This is a genomic window from Brevundimonas intermedia, assembly GCF_004614235.1.
Classification (GTDB): Bacteria; Pseudomonadota; Alphaproteobacteria; order Caulobacterales; family Caulobacteraceae; genus Brevundimonas; species Brevundimonas intermedia_A.
The window spans coordinates 335,514-355,658 of the sequence record NZ_SPVH01000006.1 but is presented as its reverse complement, the minus strand read 5'-3'; the positions used below and the strand labels follow the sequence as shown (position 1 = coordinate 355,658).

Below are 20,145 nucleotides of genomic sequence, written 5' to 3'. Positions count from 1 at the left end.
GGGTCGGGCGGTTCGATTTAGGAGTTCCCGATGCGCCACGCCCCCCTCTGTCTCAAGGCCGCCGTTTCTACCCTCGCCCTGATGATGGCCTATTCCCCCGCCCTGGCGCAGGAGGCCGCGCCGAACATCGACGCCGCGCGGATGAACGAATCGGTGCGGGTCCTGGCCTCGGACGAGTTCGAGGGCCGCGCCCCCGCCTCTCCCGGCGAGGAGAAGACCGTCGCCTGGCTGGTCGAACAGTTCCGCGCTGCGGGCGCCCAGGGCGGCGGGCCGGACGGCGCCTTCGTCCAGGTCGCCCACCTGTCGCGCACGCGCCAGGACGGACCGGCGACTGTCGCCGCGACCGTCAGCGGCAGGAGGATCAACCTGGAACGCGGGCCTGACGTGCTGGTTTCCAGCGACCGCCCGACCGACCACATCACCGTGACCGACGCGCCCGTGGTCTTCGTCGGCTATGGCGCGACCGCACCGGAGCGCCAGTGGGACGATTTCAAGGACGTGGACGTGCGCGGCAAGGTCATCGTCGTCCTGGTCAACGATCCCGACTTCCAGGCCCCCGAAGGCGATCCCGTCGCCGGAAAGTTCGACGGTAACGCCATGACCTTCTATGGCCGCTGGACCTACAAGTTCCAGGAGGCGGGCCGTCGCGGCGCCGCGGGCGTGCTGGTGGTGCATGAGACTGAAGGCGCCGGCTACGGCTGGTCCACGCTGCAGAATTCGTCCGCCGCGCCCAAGTTCGACATCGTCCGCGCCGATCCCGACGCCGAGCGCGCGCCCTTCCAGGGCTGGATCCAGCGCGCCAAGGCCGAAGAACTGTTCACCGCCGCCGGCCTGGATTTCGCCGCCCTGAAGGACAGCGCCCGCAGCGCCCACTTCAAGCCCGTCGTCCTGCCCGGCCTGACCATGAGCGTGGACTTCGGCCAGATCGCCGACAAGGTGGAGACCAAGAACGTCATCGCCCGCATCCCCGGCGCCGAACGCCCGGACGAGACCGTGATGTACGGCGCCCACTGGGACGGCTACGGCGTCGGCACCCCGAACGCCCAGGGCGACAAGATCTATAACGCGGCAGTGGACAATGCGACCGGCGTCGCGGCCCTGCTGGAGCTGGCCCACGCCTTCGCCGACGGTCCGCGCCCCAAACGGTCGGTCGTCTTCGCCGCCTGGTCGGGCGAAGAGGCGGGCCTGCTGGGCTCGACCTATTACGCCGCCAATCCGGTCTGGCCGCTGGAAACGACGGTCGCCAACATCAACGTCGACAGCCTGCTGCCGGGAACCGAGATCGACTCCAATGTCGTGGTCATCGGCAAGGGCAAGAACCAGCTGGACGATGTTCTGGCGCGCCACGCGACGGAAGCCGGCCGCACCCTGATCGCCGACCCTGCGCCCCAGGCCGGGGCCTTCTATCGCTCCGACCATTTCCCCCTGGCCCTGCGCGGCGTGCCGGCCCTGTTCCCGGCGGCGGGCTTCACAGGCGCCAGCGCCGCCAGCCGAGACTATGTCCAGAACCGCTATCATCAGCCCACGGACGAATGGGATGCGACCTGGAAAATGGACGCCGCAGCCGCAGACGTGGCCCTGATCTACGCCGTCGGACGCGAGCTGGCGGACAGCGATCAATGGCCGGAATGGAACGCAGGCGCCGAGTTCGGCCCGGCGCGCGATGCGTCGAAAGCGTCGCGGCGCTAGAGTTCCAGCTGAAGCTCGGGCGCGGCGGCGGTGGTCGCGGCGCCCAGCGGCAGGTGCAGGATGAAGGCGGCGCCCTTGCCGGGCTCGCTTTCCACCTCGGCCCAGCCGCCGTGCAGTTCGACCAGGGCCTTGACCAGGGCCAGGCCGACGCCGGGGCCGCCCCGTTCGCGCCGCACGAAGCGGTCGAAGACATGGGCCTGCAGGTGATAGGGGATGCCGCGCCCGGTGTCGGACACGGTCAGGCGGATTTCGGACGGGCCGGTCTCGGCCTTCAGCTCGACCGCCCCGCCCTCGGACACGGCGCGGGCGGCGTTTTCCAGCAGATGATCCAGGGCCTGACCGATGCGGTGCTCGTCGGCGCGGATCGGCTTGAGGTCGGCGGGACACGAGACGGTCAGCGTCGCGCCGCGTCCCTCGACCCGCGCACGAACCTTCTCGGCTGCCTGGTTCAGCAGATCGCTGACGCGCATGTCGCCCAGAGACAGCTCCATCTCGCCGGCGTCGATCTGGGCCATGTCCAGCACATCGTCGATGGAGCGGGCCAGCTGGCTGGCGGCGATGCGGATGGCGCCGGCGTGCTGGCGACTGCGCTCGGGCAGGTCGCCCATGGTCTCCAGCAGTTCGGAATAGCCGACGATGGTCGTCAGGGGGGTGCGCAGCTCATAGGAGACGCTGCCGACGAACTCGCGTTTCAGCGCCTGGCTTTCGGCCAGAGCCTGTTCACGCTGGACCAGGGCCTGTTCCAGGCCGCGCCGGGCGGTCACATCCGAGAAGGCGACCAGGGTCGCGCCGTCCGGCAGGGGGCGGGTCTGCCAGGCGGCGACGCGTCCATCGACGGTGCGGCCTTCGCCTGAGATCGCCACGCGGCTCTCGGGATCGGGATCGGCGACGCGCGCCTTCAGCCCCAGCCACAGGGCCGGATCGGGCAGCACCGCCTTGCACAGTTCGGCCAGGGCGTCGAAGTCCGACGCCGCCGCGATCCGGTCGACCGACAGGTTCCAGAAGGTCTCGAACGCCTCGTTGTGCAGCCTCAGCCGACCGTCCGAGCCGAACACGGCGACCGCATCGTTCAGCTTGTCCAGGGTCGCGCGCTGAACCTGGATCTGGGCGTTGAACCGGCTGCGCAGTTTCAGTTCGTCGGTGATGTCCGAGAAGATCAGCAATATGCCGCCCAGCGGGTGCGGCTGGCGCACGACGCGCAGGGTGCGCCCGTCCGGCAGCGACCAGCTGTCGTCCGGCGAGGCCTCGGACGCGCCATAGAACTCAAGCTCGCGCGCCTTCCAGCCCGCGTAATCGACCACCTCGGGCAGGCTGCGACGCTGGCGCAGGCGGTCCAGAAGCTCGGCATGGGTCGGGCGTTCGTCCAGCCATGCCGCGTCGATGTCGAACAGGGTCTGGAAGGCGGTGTTGTGGAAGGCCAGGCGCTTTTGCGGGCCGAAGATGGCGACGGCGTCGGCCAAATGGTTCAGCGTCTCGTCATGGGCTTCGACGTGGCGGCGCAGGGTGTCGCGCGTCTCTTCCGCCTCGGTCACCTCGATGGCGAAGGCGGTGACGGCCCCGCCGCCCGCCGGTTCCGCGATGATGCGCCAGGCGCGGCGCGCCCCCCCGCCGGTCGTCCAGCGGAAGCCTTCCTGGCGCACGCCCAGCCGCGCGGCCTCGGCGACCAGGGCGTCCGCCCCGCGGTCGAACGACAGGCCTTCCTCGATGGCGGCTTCGATGGTTTCGGCGTTGATCTCGGCCAACCAGGCGCGGTTGGCCCAGGCCAGCTTTCCGGTCCCGTCCACGACCCAGGTCGGCATGGGCGAGGCGTCGCCCAGCATGGCCAGGCCGCTTTCGGTCGCATCGGCGCCGGTTAGGGTGAAGCGCGACGCGGGCGACAGCCGCAGCCAGGCCGAACCGCCCGCGACCCGCCCCTCGATCCGCCACGGCTCGACGTCGTCCAGCGCGACCAAACCTTCGAACGCCTGGCCCGACTGCACCAGGGCCTCGATCAGGGCGTCATGGGTGATCTTGAGCTTGGCCAGAACGGCGGCCCCGACCTCGTCGCTGTCGCCCGCCAGCCGCGCGATCAGTTCGGCCGAGCCGATGGGCGCGCCGGCCGCCTCGCCGGCCGGCGTCAGGGCCAGGCTGACGTCGTCGAAAGCGCGCAGCATGGCGTCGTGACGGCTGAGGTCCGCCAGGGCCTCGACCCGCTCGCGCTCGGCCTGGATCGCCGTCTCGTTCAGCCGTCCGCGCAGCAGCAAGGCCCAGGCGCTGACGGCCATGGCCAGTCCGGCTGCGCCCGCTGTGGCGACATAGGCGATGTCGGCCTCGGCCATTCGTGTCCCTGGAGAAAGGTCTGCGCCCCGATTCGGTAACCATACCCCAAGCGCGCGAAAAAGCGGCAGTCTCGTGATCGCGTCATCGCGCCCCGTTGCGCCGCCCCCTAGGGACCGCGATATCGCAGTCATGACCGACGCGATCGCCCCCTCCCTCGACGACTTCGCCAGGCTGGCGCAAGAGGCGTTCGACGCCCTGCCGGGGCCTTTCAGACAGGCGGCGGGCGAGGTGGTCATCCGCATCGACGACTTCGCCGACGAGGCGACGCTGGCGGAGATGGAGATCGAGGATCCGTTCGAGCTGACGGGCCTGTATCACGGCGTGGACATCGGTCGGCGCGACAGTCTGGGGCCGGCGGCCGAGCCGTCGCGGGTCTTCCTCTACCGCCGCCCGATCCTGGACGAATGGTGCGAGCGCGGCGACGTGGGGATCGCCGAACTGATCGCCCACGTCCTGATCCACGAGATCGGCCACCACCTGGGCCTGACCGACGACGACATCCACGCCATCGAGGACGAAGAGGACTGAAGCCTACTTCGCCGCCGGATAGGGCGTCGTCACCGCGCCGGAGATCATGCCGGGAATGGCCTCGCCCAGACCCAGCAGGATGAACTGGATCGCCAGGGCGCACAGGATCAGACCCAGCACGCGCACGATGATGGCCATGCCGACCTCGCCCAGCAGGCGGCTGAGCGACCCGGTCAGGGCGAAACAGACGAAGGAGACGGCGCAGGCGGCGGTGATGGCGGCCAGCGACCCCATGGTCCCCGCATAACCCAGCTTGGCCGCCTCGCCCGCCTGGATGATGACGGCGGATATGGCGCCGGGGCCGATCATCAGCGGAATGGCGAAGGGCACGACCAGGCGCTGGAACCGGCGGCGGGCATAGCCGCGCACGTCCTTGGTGTCGGCCAGGGCGTCCTTGTCGGCGAACATGGCCAGGAAGTCGCCGCGCGCCATGTCCAGACCCAGGAACAGCAGCAGAATGCCCCCGGCGATGCGGAACGCCGCCAGCGAAATGCCGAAGAACTGCAGCAGGCCAAGGCCCGTGAACAGGAAGAAGGCCAGGAAGACGGCGGCGAAGGCGCAGATCAGGGCCGAGACGGAAATTCGCTGACGCAAGGTCGCGCCCGCCGTCGCGGCGGCGAAGATCGGCAGATTGCCGATCGGGTCCAGCAGGGCGAACAGGGTCACGAACAGGTTGACACCCAAATCGACTGCGTTCATCGCCTGCCCTCGCCCTCAATCCATCACGCCGCCCTGCCGACGCGCCCTCATGTCCGGCATAGCCGCTAAGCGCGAGTCCGTCGATGACCCAGACCAACACAGCGACGCCCAATCGCGCACCTGACGAACGGATCATCTGCGCCCTGGACGTGCCGACGACGTCTGAGGCCGCCGCCCTGGTCACGCGGATCGGGGACGCCGTGGGCTTCTACAAGATCGGACTCCAGCTGTTCGCGGTCGGGGGCATGGACCTGGCGCGCGAGCTGAAGGCGCAAGGGCGCAAGATCTTCCTGGACTGGAAACTGCATGACATCGGCGCGACGGTGGAGAAGGCGACGGCCAACCTGGCGGACGCCGACTGCGATCTGCTGACCGTCCATGCGCGACCGCAGGTGATGGCGGCGGCGGCGCGCGGGGCCGCCGGGTCGAACATGAAGGTGCTGGGCGTCACGGTCCTGACCAGTCTGACGGCCGAGGATCTGTCGGCCGACGACCACAGCCTGTCGCCGGGCGAACTGGTGGAGCGACGCGTGCGTCAGGCGCTGGACGCCGGCATCGACGGCGTCGTCTCCAGCCCGCACGAGGCGGCGCGCGTGCGGGCCTTGGCCGTCGCGGCGGGGCGGCCGGACTTCCTGATCGTGACGCCGGGCGTTCGGCCGGTCGGCGCGGCGCTGGACGACCAGGCGCGAGCGGCGACCCCGCAGGCGGCTCTTGAAGCCGGCGCCACCCATCTGGTCATCGGCCGGCCGATCACGGCCTCGGCCGATCCCCGCGCGGCGGCGCAAGAGATCGCACAGCAGATCGCCCTGATCTGAGACAGACCAGGGCGACCTTTCGTCTTAGGTTGTCCTATCGCGGGGCGATCAGCCCCGCTCGCCCGGCTCCTGGGCATAGCCGTGGCGCGGCGGCGCGTGTGGCGCGGGCGCTTCGGGCGGCGGCAGATCGCCGTAGTAGCCTGACGGCGGCGGAGGGGGAGGCGGAGGCATGGTGTTCACCTCCGGCGGGGCGACGTAGATCTGGGCCGGGGCGACGTTGACCGGCGCGGACTGCACATAGACGGGCGACTGATCGACATAGACCGGGCCGCCGGTCTCGATTTGGGGCGGGGCCATGTTGACCTGGCCGGGGGCGACCTGGATGCGTTGCGGGCCGATGTTGACCGGGGCCGACTGCACATAGACCGGGGCCTGATCGACATAGACGGGACCGCCCGTCTCGATCTGCGGCGGGGCCATGTTCACCTGAGACGCGGCGACCTGGACGCGCTGAGGCCCGATGTTGACCGGCGGCGCCTGCACATAGATGGGCGGTTGCTCGATATAGGTGGGCGGTCCCATTTCGATCTGGGGCGGCGCGAAGTTCACCTGCGAAGGCGCGACATAGATGCGCTGCGGCGCGACCTGGACCGGCGGGCCCTGGACATAGACCGGCGGCTGATCGACGTAGCCCTGCTCGTAATGCTGCTCATAGCGCTGTTCGTAACGCACCGGCGGGCGAACGGGCGGGCGGCAGTTGCAGTCCGCCGGGCGGCCCTGCTGATACGGACGCCAGCCGATATAGTCGCGGCCGAAGCCATAGACGGGATAGCCGACCGGCGCGCTGACAGGCGGACGGCCGACCAGGACCGACGTCGTGCTCACGCCGCCTCCGTATCCACCGCCGTAATAGCCGTCCGAATAGCCGCCGCTGCCGACATAGGTCGTGCCGCCGCCGACATAGCCGCGCTGGAAGCTGGACGAGCTGGAATAGGACCGGGCGTTGATCGCCGAATAGCTGGAGGCGCCCGCATAGGCGTTCGCATTGGCGTTGGCGTAGGCCCCGCCGTTCACGTTCACATTGACGTTGTGGTTGGCGTTGTAGGCGCCACCGCCGTAATGGCCGCCACCGCCCTGGTAGCCGCCTCCACCGCATCCGCCGCCGCAGCCGCCGGGTTGACCGCCATGGCCGCCGCCATAGCCGCCGCCGTGGCCTCCGGGCCCTCCGGCGAGAGCGGGCGCTGCCGAGAGCAGCAGAGCCGCCGATGCGGCAGTGATTATCGACTGTATCGTCACGGGACAGACTCCTCTGAGTTGTCCCTGCACTGGCAAATCCGGTGCCTGTTTCTTAAGGCGCCGTTAACCCTTTTACCCGCGCCGGCTGGACCAGAAGGTCAGAAATCGACCGCCAACCCCTTCTTTTCCCAGTCGCCGAAACGGGTCGGTTCGGGACCGGACGGGCCGCCGTATTCCGTGTCCGCCTGCACCGCCTCCTGGTGCGCGCGACGATCGGCCGCCTCCTGAAGGGCGCGACGGGCGGCCTCGCTGACGGGGCGTTCGGGCGTGGCGTGGGGTACATCGGCGTTGAAGGCGGGGGCGGCAGAGGCCGTTTCGGCGTCGTTGTCCGGGCCGGGGGTGGGATGTTCGGTCACAGGGCGGCTCCCTTGAGGCTTGATGCGCCTTCTCTCAAATAGAGGATCAAACCCGTGACGCCAGACACAGCGGCCGGATCGGGTGACGGAACCGCGATGAATCACCTGAAGACCTTCATCCTGCTGGCGGCGATGACGGCCCTGTTCACAGGCGTCGGCTACCTGATCGGCGGCGCGACCGGCATGGCGATCGCCCTGTTGTTTGCAGGCGGGATGAACATGTTCAGCTACTGGAACGCCGACAAGATCGTGCTGAGGATGTACCGGGCCCAGCCGGTCGACGAGCAGCATCCCAACGCCGTGGTCAGGAACTATGTCGCCGATGTGCGCCAGATGGCCCGCGACGCCGGCCTGCCCCAACCCCAGGTCGCCATCATTCCCAACGACCAGCCCAACGCCTTCGCAACAGGCCGCAATCCCGAGAACGCGGCCGTCTGCGCCACCACCGGCCTGCTGGACATGCTGACGCGGGAAGAGGTGCGCGGGGTGATGGCGCACGAGCTGGCCCATGTGAAGAACCGCGACACCCTGATCATGACGGTGACGGCGACCATCGCCGGCGCCATCGCGGCCCTGGCCAACTTCGCCCTGTTCTTTGGCGGCGGAGACGACCGCGAACGGCCGGGCGGGATCATCGGAACCCTGGCCCTGATGATCCTGGCGCCCATGGCCGCCGGCCTGGTGCAGATGGCGATCAGCCGGGGCCGCGAATACGAGGCCGACCGCGTCGGCGCCGAGATCGCGGGCGATCCCCAGGCCCTGGCCAGCGCCCTGCAGAAGATCGACGCCTACGCCAAGCGGATCACCAATCAGACGGCCGAGCGCAATCCGGCCTCGGGCCAGATGTTCATCATCAATCCGCTGGCGGGTCGCGGGGCCGACAACCTGTTCTCGACCCACCCGGCGACGCTCAATCGCGTCAAGGCGCTGCTGGAGTTGGGCGCCAAGATGGGGATGCAGCCGCGCCCGCGAACGCCGGACCTGGCCCAGCCTCGGCCCGCCGCCGGCTTCACGACCTCGACCACCGGTGTTCCCGCGACGCCGACGGAACCGCGCGGCCCCTGGGGCTGATCGTCGCGATCGGGGCGACGTTTGCAGTTTGCACTCCGCGACCGGATCACATCAGATGCGCCCCTGTTCAGATCAGGGGAACTCATGTCGCGTCTGCTCGCCTTCGTATCCGCCGCCGCCCTTCTCGCCACGCCGGTCGCCGCCCAGTCGGTGGACCGGGTCGCCGTCAACGGCATCATCGACCAGGGGCTGAACCACAGCCAGGTGATGCAGACCGCCGCCTATCTGACCGACCGGATCGGCGGGCGCATGACCAACTCGCCGCAGATGCGCGAGGCCGAACGGTGGGCTCAAGCGCAGTTCACCGACTACGGCCTGTCCAACGTCCGGGCCGAAGGGTTCGAGTTCGGCCGGGGCTGGTCCATCGTCCGCTCCAGCGCCCGCATGACCGCGCCGCGGCCGCTGGACCTGCGCGCCATTCCGGTGGCCTGGACGCCTTCGACCAATGGAACGATCAGCGGCGGCGTCATCGTGGCTCCGATTTCCAAGGTCGAGGACTTCGACAAATGGCGCGGCAAGCTGTCGGGCAAGATCGTCATGCTGTCTCAACCCGGCACGGGGTCGGAGCCGACCGAGCCGGCCTTCCGCCGCTGGACCAGCGCAGAGCTGGCCGAGCGCAACGTCTATAACCAGCCGCAGCATTCGCCGGCCGCCATCGAACGCTCGCTGAAGACCGTCAACTTCGCCAATGAACTGGACGCCTTCCTGGTCGAACAGGGCGCTCTGGCCTGGGTGCGGATTTCCCAGCGCGACGGCGGCCTGCTGCACGGCACGGGCTACACCTATCAGGTCGGCGCCACGCCGAAACTGGCGGGGATGGAGCTGGCGGCCGAGGACTATCGCCGCCTGGCGCGCCTGGCCCTGACCGATGCGCCCCCGACGCTGGAGCTGAACAGCGAGGTCCGGTTCCACGACGAGGACGTCAACGCCTACAACATTTTAGCCGACATCCCCGGCACGGCGCGCGGGACCGAATACGTCATGGCCGGCGCCCACCTGGACAGCTGGGTCGCCTCGGACGGCGCCGTGGACAATGCCGCCGGCAGCGCGGTGGTCATGGAGGCCGCGCGCATCCTGAAGGCCCTGAACGTACGGCCCAAGCGCACCATCCGTTTCGCCCTGTGGAACGGCGAGGAGCAGGGCATCCTGGGCTCGCTGGCCTATGTGGACCGGCATTTGGCGACGCGGGCGCCGTCGAACGATCCGGCGCTGGCGGGCCTGTCGAACAATCGCACCTGGCGCAGCCGCTGGCCGATCGAGCCGCGCGCCGGCTATCGCGATCTGGTCGCCTATTTCAATCTGGACAACGGCTCGGGCAAGATCCGCGGCATCAACGCCGAGGGCAATGTCGCCGCCGCCCCGATCTTCCAGGAATGGCTGGCGCCGTTCGCCAGCATGGGCGCGACGACGGTGTCCCTGCGCAACTCGGGCGGCACCGACCACGTCTATATGCAGTCGGTCGGCGTGCCCGGCTATCAGTTCATCCAGGACCCGCTCGACTATTCCAGCCGCCTGCACCACACCAGCATCGACAGCTACGACCATCTGAAAGCCGAGGACCTGCGTCAGTCGGCCGTCATCCTGGCCAGCTTCCTGCTGAACGCCGCCAACCGCGACGAGCCCCTGCCGCGCATGCCGCTGCCGACCCAGCCGACGCCGAGCGATCCGTTCGAGTATCCGGCGGACTAGCGGAGGTCGAGAGAACCCATAAAGCAAGGTCCCGTCACCCTCAGGACGAGCCCGAGGGTGACGGGATCAAAGCGTGGCGGCCCTCAGATGCGTTCCACGCACATCGCCACGCCCATGCCGCCGCCGATGCACAGCGTCGCCAGGCCCTTTTTGGCGCCCGACCGCTTCATCTCGAACAGCAGGGTGGTCAGGATGCGGGCGCCCGAGGCGCCGATGGGGTGGCCGATGGCGATGGCGCCGCCGTTGACGTTGACCTTGGCCGGGTCGAGCCCCAGCTCCTTGACCACGCACAGGCTTTGGGCGGCGAAGGCCTCGTTGGACTCGACCAAATCCAGGTCGGCGACGCTCCAGCCCGCCTTCTCAAGCGCCTTCTTGGACGCCGGGATCGGCCCCGTGCCCATGATCGACGGATCGACGCCCGCCGTGGCGTAGGAGGCGATGCGGACCAGCGGCTCCAACCCGCGCGCCTTGGCCTCGTCCGCGCTCATCAACACCAGGGCGGCCGCGCCGTCGTTCAGGCCCGATGCATTGGCGGCGGTGACGCTGCCGTCCTTGGCGAAGGCGGGCTTCAGTTTCTGCATCAGCTCCAGCGTCGCGCCGTGGCGAATGTATTCGTCCTTGTCGACCGTCACGTCGCCCTTCTTGCCAGGAATGACGACGGGAACGATCTCGGCGTCGAACTTGCCGGCGTTCTGGGCCGCCTCGGCCTTGTGCTGGCTGGCCAGGCCGAATTCGTCCTGGGCCTCGCGGCTGATCGACCATTTGTCGGCGATGTTCTCGGCCGTCTGGCCCATGTGATAGCCGTTGAAGGCGTCCCACAGCCCGTCCTTGACCATGGTGTCGACCAGGGCGACGTCGCCCATCTTGTGACCGTTGCGCAGCTGTTGCGCGTGCGGCGCCTGGCTCATGCTCTCCTGGCCGCCGGCGACGACGATCTTCGCATCGCCGAGCGCGATCTGCTGGGCGGCGATGGCGACGGCGCGCAGGCCAGAGCCGCAGATCTGGTTCAGGCTCCAGGCGGCGGCTTCCTTGCGCACCCCGGCGCCGACGGCGGCCTGGCGCGCAGGCCCCTGGCCGGCGGCGGCCTGAAGCACATGCCCCAGGATCACCTCGTCCACCTCGTCGCCCGAGACGCCGGCCCGCTCCAGCGCCGCCTTGATGGCGATCTCGCCCAGTTTCGACGCCGGCAGGGACGACAGGGCGCCCAGGAAAGAACCGACCGGCGTGCGCGCGGCGGAAACGATGACGACGTCGGTCATGGGATTTCACTCTCTGCTGAATAGGTCTGCGTGGCCGTTTTGCCGCATCGCAGCGTCTTCGTCACCTGCGACGATAGGCGCCCGGCCGGATTCAGCCAATCGTCATCCTGTCGGCGCATTATCCGGGAACGATAGACGCGCTCCACGGATTGGAAGGGCCATGCTTCGCACGCTGAAACGTCTCGTCACCCACGTCTGCACGCCGGACGAGCTGGACATGATCGACCACTATCCGACCCGCGCCGAAAAACTGGCGGACCTGTGGGTCCATGTCGTCGGCCTGATGCTGGCGGCGGTCGGCGGGATCATCCTGGCGGGTCTGGCGGGCGTCTATACCGGCATCGGCGGCGTCATGGCGACGGCCATCTATGCGCTTTGCCTGGTTGGCATGCTGACGGCCTCGACCATCTACAACTGGACCAATCCCTGCGCCGCGCGTCCCGTGCTGCGGCGGCTGGACGAGGCGGCCATCTTCCTGATGATCGCGGGCAGCTACACCCCCTTCACGACCCAGCGGTTCGAGGGGCTGTGGTCCATCGGCTTCACCACCCTGATCTGGACCCTGGCCTTCATGGGCGCCGGAGTGAAGCTGTTCGCGCCACGAATCTCGGACAAGTTCTGGAGCGGCGTCTATGTCGTCTTCGGCTGGCTGGCGGTCGCCGCCCTGAAGCCGATGGTCGAGACGGTGCATCCCGTCGCCCTGGCCCTGCTGGTCATCGGCGGCCTGATCTACACCGCCGGCGTCTTCGTCTTCGTCAGCCCGCGCGTGAAGTTCCGCCGCGCCATCTGGCATGGATTCGTCGTCACCGGCGCGACGGTGCACTGGACGGCGGTTCTGGTCGGCGTCGTCCTGGCCCCGGCCATGAGCCACGGCTGATCCGTCCACACCCGGCGCATTGACGCGGCGCCATCCCCTTTGGCGTCTGCCTCTGGCGCTTGGGCGCACAAGGGGGGATAGTGACGCGTTGCAACATCGCGAGAACAAGCGTGGCTGACGAAAAAACCAAGGGTGGAAACAAGAACGAGGCGAATGCGGTCGTCATCAAGAAGTATGCGAACCGCCGTCTCTACAATACGCGGACCAGCACCTATGTGACGCTGGAAGACCTGGCCGCCATGGTGCGCGAGGGCGTCGATTTCGTCGTCTATGACGCCAAGACCAACGACGACCTGACCCGCCAGATCCTGACCCAGATCATCTTCGAGGAAGAGAGCCGGGGCGAGGCCCTGCTGCCCGTCCAGTTCCTGCGCCAGCTGATCGGCTTTTACGGCGGCTCGATGCAGGGGGTCCTGCCCTCCTATCTGGAGATGTCCTTGGCCAACTTCGGCCGCCAGCAGGAACAGTTCGCCAGCCAGATCGGCCGCGCCTTCGGCGCCGGCTCGGGCGCGACCCTGATCGAGGAGACAGCCAAGGCGAACATGGCCATGTTCGAGCGCGCCATGCAGATGTTCCCGGCCTTCGGCTATCCGCGCGCCGAACCGACGGCGACGCCCGAGGCCAAGCCGGACGCGGCGCCGCCGGCCGAGGCGCCCGACGCCCTGGACGAGATGCGCCGCCAGATGGACGAGATGCGCCGCCAGATCGACAAGCTGGCGGGCGGCAAGCCCAAATGACCGACCGGATCCAGGCTGTGGGCGGCCCGGAGCGCGTGGATCGTCGCGAAGGCGACCGCCGCGAACGCGAGCGCCGCGCCCTTTCGGCCTCACGCGCCCTGGTGCCGGTCGATGCGCCCGAGGTCGTCGAGCCCCAGCCTGCCCCGGCAAGAGCTGCCGTCCTCCCGGCGATCGAGCCGGGCGCCGCCGCCTTCGTCGCCCAGCAGATGGGCCAGAGCGGCCAGAAGCGCGGCCTGCGCGGCGGCCCACCCGTGCTGGACGCAGCGCGCTCCGCCTATCTCGGAACCGAATATTCCGGCGCGGCCGAGCGTCGTCCGATGGCGGGCAAGGCGGCCAAGACCGACATCTGATCCGGCGGCACGAGGTTTGCTGGAGGCGAGGCAGATCGCCCTCAGCCGGACCTGCCCATGCCCGCCGTCTTCACCCTCGCCGCCAAATTCTTCGACGTCGCCGTGGTGGCCCTGATCTTCACGGCTTTTTCGTAGGGCCTACCGCGCTTCGCGCTGCTTGAGGCCGAGAAGCTACCCAAGTCCGATGTTGACGGAGGGGGATCAGGTTCCGAAATCGAAATCCTTGCGGGACGAGATGATCGTCACGATGAAGCCGGCCAGCACGTCCAGCAGGATCATGATCACGATCAGGAAGAAGGTCGATGTCGCGAACCCCGGCAGCAGCAGGAACTCCACCAGCACGGCGATGAACAGGATCATCGACAGGGCGTGATTGATGATGGCGACCCGCTGGCTGGACGTCGACTTCACCAGCTCGAAGAACAGCAGGATCAGGCCCAGGAACAGGATCAGGTCGCCCGAACCGATCGTCCATTGCGCGCCCGAAGTCATGGTGATCGAGAACAGCGGATCGCGCAGCAAGGCGTCCGCCTGAACGACCGCGCCGCCGCCCGATCCGCCGAACAGCACCACGATATTGTAGAGCACCACGGGGATCAGCAGCAGCGGAATGGCGATCAGCATGGTCGGTCCCTCTTCGCGCCCGACCTGACGGCCACGCCTGTTCATCATGAATAGCGCCGTTCTTCGTCGCCCGCCATCGCCGGCTCAGTCCCTGGGGAATCCGCCCGCACGGCTGAGCGCCGACGGCGCCGGCCGGCCGATGGCCTCCCCGATCCAGCGCGCCGCAGCGATCAGGGCGTCCAGGTCATAGCCCGTCTCGAACCCACCCCGCGTCAGCATATAGACCAAGTCCTCGGTGGCGATGTTGCCCGTTGCGCCCGGCGCGAAGGGACAGCCGCCGATGCCGCCGACGGAGGCGTCCAGCACGTCGATCCCCGCCTCGACCCCCGCATAGGCGTTGGCCAGGCCGGTGTTGCGGGTGTCGTGAAAGTGCAGGCGCAGGGTCGAGTTCGGCGCTACAGCCCTGGCCGCCTCGACCTTCTTCGTCACCGCCCAGGGATCGCCCGCGCCGATAGTGTCGGCCAGACCGATCTCGCCTACGCCCATCTCGGCGATGGCTCCGACCATGTCCGCGACCCGATCGACCGAGACCTCGCCGTCAAACGGACAGCCCCAGACGCACGAGATCATGGCCGACAGCGACGGCGCGCCTTCGGAGGCTTCGGCATTATGCCTGCGCGCCACGATGTCGCCCAGCATGACCAGTTGATCCTTCACCGCCAGCCCCTGGTTCTTCAGGCCGAAGCCGTCCGTGGCCGCGACCGAGACATTGACCTCGTCCACCCCGGTCGCCAGCGCGCGGTCATAACCCTTGCCGTTCAGCACCAGGCCGATGCGGCTGCGGCCCGCCTCGTGCGGCAGGGCGGCCATGACCTCTTCGGCGCCGGCCATCTGCGGCACATATTTGGGATGGACGAAGGAGACGGCCTCGATCCGTTTCGCCCCCGCCCCTTCCAGCCGCCGCACTAGATCGGCGCGGACGGCAGGGTCCAGCACGGCCTTCTCGTTCTGCAGCCCGTCGCGCGGACCGACCTCGACGATCTGGATGAAGCGGCCCATCACGAGCCTCCGGCGCCAGCGCCCGACCCGTTCCGGGGCGGCGGCGCATAGATGATCAGGTTGACCTCGTCCCCGCCCGAATAGTTGAAGCCGTTGACCGTCCCGACCGCCCGCCCCGACACGCCCAGTCGGGCCGCCGCCGCGCGGAAGGCGTCCGCGTCGCGTCCCTCGACGATAGCGGGACGCCCCTCGGCCAGGGCCGCCGCCGCGCCCTGCGCGTCGGTGAGATCGGTGTCGCGCCCGGTCAGGAAGACGAAGCTGGGTTCATGGAAGCCGGTGATCGCCACCGGCCCCGGCGTGCGGCCTTGGCGCGGATGCAGGTCAGCCGCCTCCAGCACCTTTTCAAGCTGGGGCGCGACAGCCAGCGGCCGAAGTTGCCGGATCGTGCCGGCCAGGGCCGCATGGGCCACAATGCCGAAGGCCAGCGAGGCGACCAGAGCCGCGACGGGCGCCCGGTTCAACAGCAGGAAGCCCCCCATCGCCCCCGCCGCCAGCGCCATGACCACCGTCAGCGCCGCCCAGGTCTGGGCCGTCGAGGTGCCATAGACCGTCAGCCCATAGACGGTGATGCCGATGACCAGTAGGGCCGCAAACGCCGCCAGCGCTGCGCCGGTGATCCTCGACACCTTGCCGATCGGCTGGGCCAGGGCGGCGGCGGCCAGCAGCGCCAGCGCCCCGAAGGTCGGCAGGGTGTAGTGCCACAGCTTGGTCGGAGCCAGTTCGAACATCAGCCAACCGGGCACCAGCCAGCAGACCAGGAAGCGGATCGCCGGCTCGGCCCGTCGACTCCAGCCGGTCGAGACCGCGGCGGGCAGCAGCAGGGTCGAGGGGAAGAACAGCAGGGGCGCCAGCAGCAGATACATGCCGGGGAAGCCCGAGTGGCTTTCGTGGGCGCCTGCGATCTTGGGCGCCAGGTCGCCGCCGATGGCCTCGCGCCAGAAACCGCCGTCGGTGGCGATGGTGATGGCGATGGCCCACGGCCCGACCATCAGGGCGACCAGCGGCAGCCCCCAGCCCCAGCCGAGGCGATAGAGCCATTTCACGTTCCGGTCCCAGATCGACAGGGCGATGATGGCCAGGGCGATGACCAGAAACCCGATCGGCCCCTTGATCAGGATCGACAACCCGATGCCGATCCAGAACAGCAGCTTGTGCAGCCGGATCGGCCGTTCGCCCGCCCGTGTCGCCATATAGATGCGCGCCAGCGCCGCCATGGCCAGGGTGGTCGCCCCGCACAGCATGGCGTCGGTCTTGGCGATCCCCGCCTCGGTCGACAGCAGGAAGGTCGCCCCCATGATGGCCCCGCCGAAGAAGCCGACCCTGCTGCCCAGCATGGCCGACCCGGCCCAGGCCACGGCCCAGGCCGCCAGCATGGCGCCCAGCAGGGACGGGATGCGATAGGGGGCGATCTCACGATCCTCGACATCCGAGGTCAGGCCGACGGCGACGGCCTGCATCCAGTAGATGCCGACCGGCTTCTTCCAGCGCGGCTCGTCCTGATAGCGGATGTCGACGTAGTCGCCGCTTTCCAGCATCTGGGACGTGGCCTGGGCGAAGCGGCTCTCGTCGCGGTCCAGCGGCGGCAGCAGCAACAGGCCGGGCAAGCCCGCGATCAGCGTCAGCAGGGCCGCGAGGAGCGGGCCTCGCCAGCCGGCGATGCGGCCATCCAGATCAAAAGTCTTCATTCCAGACTCCTTACACGGCGACCGCGCCGTCGTCAGCCGTCTCCCCTAAGCCGTCGTTATCCTCTATGGAGCGGCGATGACCGTCGAGACACCCGAGATTTCCGTCGTCGTTCCCGTCCATGACGAGGCGGGCGCCGCCGTGCCCCTGGCGCGCGAGATCGCCGCCGCCTTCGACGGACGATCCTATGAGATGATCTTCGTGGACGACGCCTCCAGGGACGCGACCCTGGCCGAGCTGAAGGCCGCCATGGCCGAACTGCCGGCGCTACGCGTCCTGGCCCATGGGACCAATGCGGGCCAGAGCCGCGCGGTCCGCACCGGCGTCCTCGCCGCCCGTGCGCCGGTCGTCGTGACGATGGACGGCGACGGCCAGAACCCGCCCGCCGATGCGCCCCGCCTGGTCGACGCCCTACTGGCCGCCCCCGCCGACGTCGGCCTGGTCGGCGGCCGTCGCGCCAAGCGCCAGGACACCGAGGCCAAGCGCCAGGCCTCGATCTGGGCCAACCGCATCCGCCGCAAATTACTGGGCGACGACGCCGACGACACCGGCTGCGGACTGAAGGCCTTCCGCCGCGACGTCTTCCTGCGCCTGCCCTACTTCGATCACATCCACCGCTACCTGCCGGCCCTGATGATCCGCGAAGGCTTCAGGAACCAGTACCTCGACGTGGACCACCGCCACCGCGAGGTCGGCCGTTCGAAATACACCAACTGGGGCCGGCTGCGGGCGTCCTTCTCGGACCTCTTGGGCGTCATGTGGCTGAAGACCCGCTCGCGCCGGCCGGGCGCGATCTCGGAGTTCTGAGACACCGTCTCCTCCCCATTTCATGGGGAGGTGGCGCGACGCGCCTTCGCGTCGTGACGGAGGGGTTGTAGCCGCACCACAGGCGCCCTTGGGACTTCAAGAGCCCCTCCACCGCTACGCGGTCCCCCTCCCCGCTTCGCAGGGAGGAAACATGAAAAAGGGCGGGGTCTTGCGACCCCGCCCTTCTGCATTCTCAGCGTCGGAGGACTTGGACTTAGAAGTCCATGCCGCCCATGCCGCCCATGCCACCCATGTCGGGGGCGCCGCCGGAGCCGCCCTTCTTGGGGGCGTCGGCGACGGCCGCTTCGGTCGTGATCAGGATCGAGGCCACCGAGGCGGCGTCGGTCAGGGCGGTGCGAACCACCTTGGCCGGGTCGATCACGCCCATGGCGACCAGGTCGCCGTACTCTTCCGTCTGGGCGTTGAAGCCGTAGGTGGCGGAGCTGTTTTCCAGCACCTTGCCCACGACGATCGAGCCTTCGACGCCGGCGTTTTCCACGATCTGGCGGATCGGGGCCTGGATGGCGCGACGGATGATGGCGATGCCTGCGGTCTGGTCGGCGTTGTCGCCGGTCAGGCCGTCAAGCGCCTTGGTCGCCTTCAGCAGGGCGATGCCGCCGCCGGGGACGATGCCTTCTTCAACGGCTGCACGCGTGGCGTTCAGGGCGTCGTCGACGCGGTCCTTCTTTTCCTTCACTTCGACTTCGGTCGAGCCGCCGACGCGGATGACGGCGACGCCGCCGGCCAGCTTGGCCAGACGTTCCTGCAGCTTTTCCTTGTCGTAGTCCGAGGTGGTGTCCTCGATCTGGCGCTTGATCTGGCCGATGCGGGCCTCGATCTCTTCCTTGCCGCCGACGCCGTCCACGATGGTGGTGTCGTCCTTGGTGATCGTAACCTTCTTGGCCTTGCCGAGCATGTCGATCGTGACGTTCTCAAGCTTGATGCCCAGGTCTTCCGAGATGACCTGGCCGCCGGTCAGGACGGCGATGTCCTCCAGCATGGCCTTGCGGCGATCGCCGAAGCCCGGAGCCTTGACGGCGGCGACGCGCAGGCCGCCCCGCAGCTTGTTGACGACCAGGGTCGCCAGGGCCTCGCCTTCGATGTCCTCGGCGATGATCACCAGCGGACGGCCCGATTGCACGACGGCTTCCAGGATCGGCAGCATGGCCTGCAGCGACGACAGCTTCTTCTCGAACAGCAGGATCAGAGGCTCTTCGAGTTGAACCTCCATCTTGTCGGCGTTGGTGATGAAGTAGGGCGACAGGTAGCCGCGGTCGAACTGCATGCCTTCGACGACGTCCAGCTCGGTCTCGGCGGTCTTGGCTTCTTCAACCGTGATGACGCCTTCGTTGCCGACCTTGGCCATGGCCTTGGCGATCATTTCGCCGACTTCAGCGTCGCCGTTGGCCGAGATGGTGCCGACCTGGGCGATCTCGGAGTTGTTCTCGACCTTCTTGGCGGAGGCCTTGATGTCGGCGAGGACGGCGGTGACGGCCTTGTCGATGCCGCGCTTCAGATCCATCGGGTTCATGCCGGCGGCGACGGCCTTGAGGCCTTCCTGCACGATCGATTGCGCCAGGACGGTTGCGGTGGTGGTGCCGTCACCCGCCTTGTCGTTCGTCTTCGAAGCGACTTCGCGGATCATCTGGGCGCCCATGTTCTCGAAGGCGTCTTCCAGCTCGATCTCTTTGGCGACCGAGACGCCGTCCTTGGTCGAGCGCGGGGCGCCGAAGGACTTCTGGATCACGACGTTGCGGCCCTTGGGACCGAGCGTCACCTTGACGGCGTTGGCGAGGACGTTGACGCCGCGCAGCATCTTGTCGCGCGCGTCGGTGTTGAACTGTACGATTTTAGCGGCCATGCGGGCAGCTCCTATCTAGATGGATTGATTGAAGAAGATCGAACGTCGGGTGCTTAGGACAGCACGCCCAGGACGTCGGATTCCTTCATGATGATCAGGTCGTCGCCATCGATCTTCACTTCCGTGCCCGACCACTTGCCGAACAGGATGCGGTCGCCGGCCTTCAGTTCCAGAGCGTTGACCTTGCCGGATTCGTCACGAACGCCGGGGCCGACGGAGACGACTTCGCCTTCCTGCGGCTTTTCCTTGGCGGTGTCGGGGATGATGATCCCGCCCTTGGTCTTGGATTCTTCTTCAACGCGCTTAACCAGCACGCGGTCGCCGAGCGGACGAAACGCCATCGGTTCTCTCCTTATGTACCCCCGGACGGGGGCGACTTGAAAACGGTGGGTCAGCCTCTCTTCGATCACCGTTTTGGCAGCCGATCGTTGAGAGTGCTAACGCGACCGGGAGGTAGTCAGAGCAGGGGCCAGCGTCAAGCGCGCCATCGCCGGCCGTCTGCGAAACTTCCGCGACAAATGAACCGAAAATGAATGGCGGGCTCCG

Annotated in this window: 19 protein-coding genes; 9 read left to right on the top strand and 10 right to left on the bottom strand. The window is 68.3% G+C overall.

Features of this window, described 5'->3' with window-relative positions; translation table 11 throughout:
* The first annotated feature begins 30 nt into the window (after positions 1-30).
* Positions 31-1,689: a M28 family metallopeptidase gene (locus tag EGY25_RS08025; protein ID WP_135194482.1), complete on the top strand. Its 1,659-nt coding sequence runs from the start codon at positions 31-33 to the stop codon at positions 1,687-1,689.
* On the opposite strand, the gene EGY25_RS08020 is transcribed toward EGY25_RS08025, so the two are convergent.
* Complete coding sequence (locus EGY25_RS08020) at positions 1,686-4,007, bottom strand: sensor histidine kinase (protein WP_135194481.1); 2,322 nt, start codon at positions 4,005-4,007, stop codon at positions 1,686-1,688. The genes EGY25_RS08025 and EGY25_RS08020 overlap by 4 nt on opposite strands.
* A 130-nt stretch (positions 4,008-4,137) precedes the next feature.
* Here EGY25_RS08020 and EGY25_RS08015 point away from each other — a divergent pair, with 130 nt between their 5' ends.
* Complete coding sequence (locus tag EGY25_RS08015) at positions 4,138-4,536, top strand: metallopeptidase family protein (protein WP_135194480.1); 399 nt, start codon at positions 4,138-4,140, stop codon at positions 4,534-4,536.
* Between the two features lie 3 nt (positions 4,537-4,539).
* Here EGY25_RS08015 and EGY25_RS08010 read toward each other — a convergent pair whose 3' ends face one another.
* Positions 4,540-5,235, bottom strand: a complete 696-nt coding sequence (locus tag EGY25_RS08010; RefSeq protein ID WP_135194479.1) for a MarC family protein — start codon at positions 5,233-5,235, stop codon at positions 4,540-4,542.
* Between the two features lie 83 nt (positions 5,236-5,318).
* Here EGY25_RS08010 and pyrF point away from each other — a divergent pair, with 83 nt between their 5' ends.
* Complete coding sequence (pyrF, locus tag EGY25_RS08005) at positions 5,319-6,050, top strand: orotidine-5'-phosphate decarboxylase (RefSeq protein ID WP_135194478.1); 732 nt, start codon at positions 5,319-5,321, stop codon at positions 6,048-6,050.
* A 48-nt stretch (positions 6,051-6,098) separates the two neighbouring features.
* Here pyrF and EGY25_RS08000 read toward each other — a convergent pair whose 3' ends face one another.
* Positions 6,099-7,286, bottom strand: coding sequence for a hypothetical protein (locus tag EGY25_RS08000; RefSeq protein ID WP_135194477.1), 1,188 nt, complete (start codon positions 7,284-7,286; stop codon positions 6,099-6,101).
* A gap of 98 nt (positions 7,287-7,384) precedes the next feature.
* Positions 7,385-7,642, bottom strand: a complete 258-nt coding sequence (locus tag EGY25_RS07995) for a DUF1674 domain-containing protein (protein ID WP_167762514.1) — start codon at positions 7,640-7,642, stop codon at positions 7,385-7,387.
* A gap of 96 nt (positions 7,643-7,738) precedes the next feature.
* Here EGY25_RS07995 and htpX point away from each other — a divergent pair, with 96 nt between their 5' ends.
* Together htpX and EGY25_RS07985 are read left to right on the top strand one after the other, a co-directional pair.
* Entirely contained in the window at positions 7,739-8,713 is a 975-nt protein-coding gene (gene htpX, locus EGY25_RS07990; RefSeq protein ID WP_135195570.1) for a zinc metalloprotease HtpX, read from the top strand.
* Positions 8,714-8,797: 84 nt separating this feature from the next.
* Positions 8,798-10,402 carry a M20/M25/M40 family metallo-hydrolase gene (locus EGY25_RS07985; RefSeq protein ID WP_135194476.1) on the top strand — a complete coding sequence of 535 codons (1,605 nt, stop codon included), beginning with the start codon at positions 8,798-8,800 and terminating at the stop codon, positions 10,400-10,402.
* 83 nt (positions 10,403-10,485) lie between these two features.
* On the opposite strand, the gene EGY25_RS07980 is transcribed toward EGY25_RS07985, so the two are convergent.
* Positions 10,486-11,661 (bottom strand): acetyl-CoA C-acetyltransferase, encoded by a 1,176-nt coding sequence (locus EGY25_RS07980; RefSeq protein WP_135194475.1) that lies wholly within the window; start codon positions 11,659-11,661, stop codon positions 10,486-10,488.
* A gap of 160 nt (positions 11,662-11,821) precedes the next feature.
* On the opposite strand from EGY25_RS07980, the gene trhA reads away from it, so the two are divergent.
* The 3 genes from trhA (at position 11,822) to EGY25_RS07965 (ending at position 13,625) form a co-directional block, all read left to right on the top strand.
* Positions 11,822-12,538, top strand: a complete 717-nt coding sequence (gene trhA, locus EGY25_RS07975) for a PAQR family membrane homeostasis protein TrhA (RefSeq protein ID WP_135194474.1) — start codon at positions 11,822-11,824, stop codon at positions 12,536-12,538.
* Positions 12,539-12,648: 110 nt separating this feature from the next.
* Positions 12,649-13,275, top strand: a complete 627-nt coding sequence (phaR, locus tag EGY25_RS07970; protein ID WP_135194473.1) for a polyhydroxyalkanoate synthesis repressor PhaR — start codon at positions 12,649-12,651, stop codon at positions 13,273-13,275.
* Positions 13,272-13,625: a hypothetical protein gene (locus tag EGY25_RS07965; RefSeq protein WP_135194472.1), complete on the top strand. Its 354-nt coding sequence runs from the start codon at positions 13,272-13,274 to the stop codon at positions 13,623-13,625. The genes phaR and EGY25_RS07965 overlap by 4 nt, the downstream gene beginning before the upstream one ends.
* Positions 13,626-13,826: 201 nt before the next feature.
* Here the strand turns inward: EGY25_RS07965 and EGY25_RS07960 are convergent, their stop codons facing one another.
* The 3 genes from EGY25_RS07960 to EGY25_RS07950 form a co-directional block, all read right to left on the bottom strand.
* Positions 13,827-14,249, bottom strand: coding sequence for a hypothetical protein (locus EGY25_RS07960; protein ID WP_135195569.1), 423 nt, complete (start codon positions 14,247-14,249; stop codon positions 13,827-13,829).
* An 84-nt stretch (positions 14,250-14,333) separates the two neighbouring features.
* Entirely contained in the window at positions 14,334-15,248 is a 915-nt protein-coding gene (locus EGY25_RS07955; RefSeq protein ID WP_135194471.1) for a hydroxymethylglutaryl-CoA lyase, read from the bottom strand.
* Positions 15,248-16,933, bottom strand: coding sequence for an ArnT family glycosyltransferase (locus tag EGY25_RS07950; RefSeq protein WP_135194470.1), 1,686 nt, complete (start codon positions 16,931-16,933; stop codon positions 15,248-15,250). Before EGY25_RS07950 ends, EGY25_RS07955 begins: the two co-directional genes overlap by 1 nt.
* A 76-nt stretch (positions 16,934-17,009) precedes the next feature.
* Between EGY25_RS07950 and EGY25_RS07945 the strand changes: the two genes are divergently transcribed.
* A complete protein-coding gene (locus tag EGY25_RS07945; RefSeq protein ID WP_135194469.1) occupies positions 17,010-17,738 on the top strand; it encodes a glycosyltransferase family 2 protein in 729 nt (242 codons plus the stop codon).
* A gap of 214 nt (positions 17,739-17,952) precedes the next feature.
* On the opposite strand, the gene groL is transcribed toward EGY25_RS07945, so the two are convergent.
* Positions 17,953-19,599: a chaperonin GroEL gene (gene groL, locus EGY25_RS07940; RefSeq protein ID WP_135194468.1), complete on the bottom strand. Its 1,647-nt coding sequence runs from the start codon at positions 19,597-19,599 to the stop codon at positions 17,953-17,955.
* Between the two features lie 53 nt (positions 19,600-19,652).
* On the bottom strand, positions 19,653-19,940 hold the full coding sequence (groES, locus tag EGY25_RS07935) for a co-chaperone GroES (RefSeq protein ID WP_008259448.1): 288 nt from the start codon (positions 19,938-19,940) through the stop codon (positions 19,653-19,655).
* Positions 19,941-20,145 lie beyond the last annotated feature (205 nt).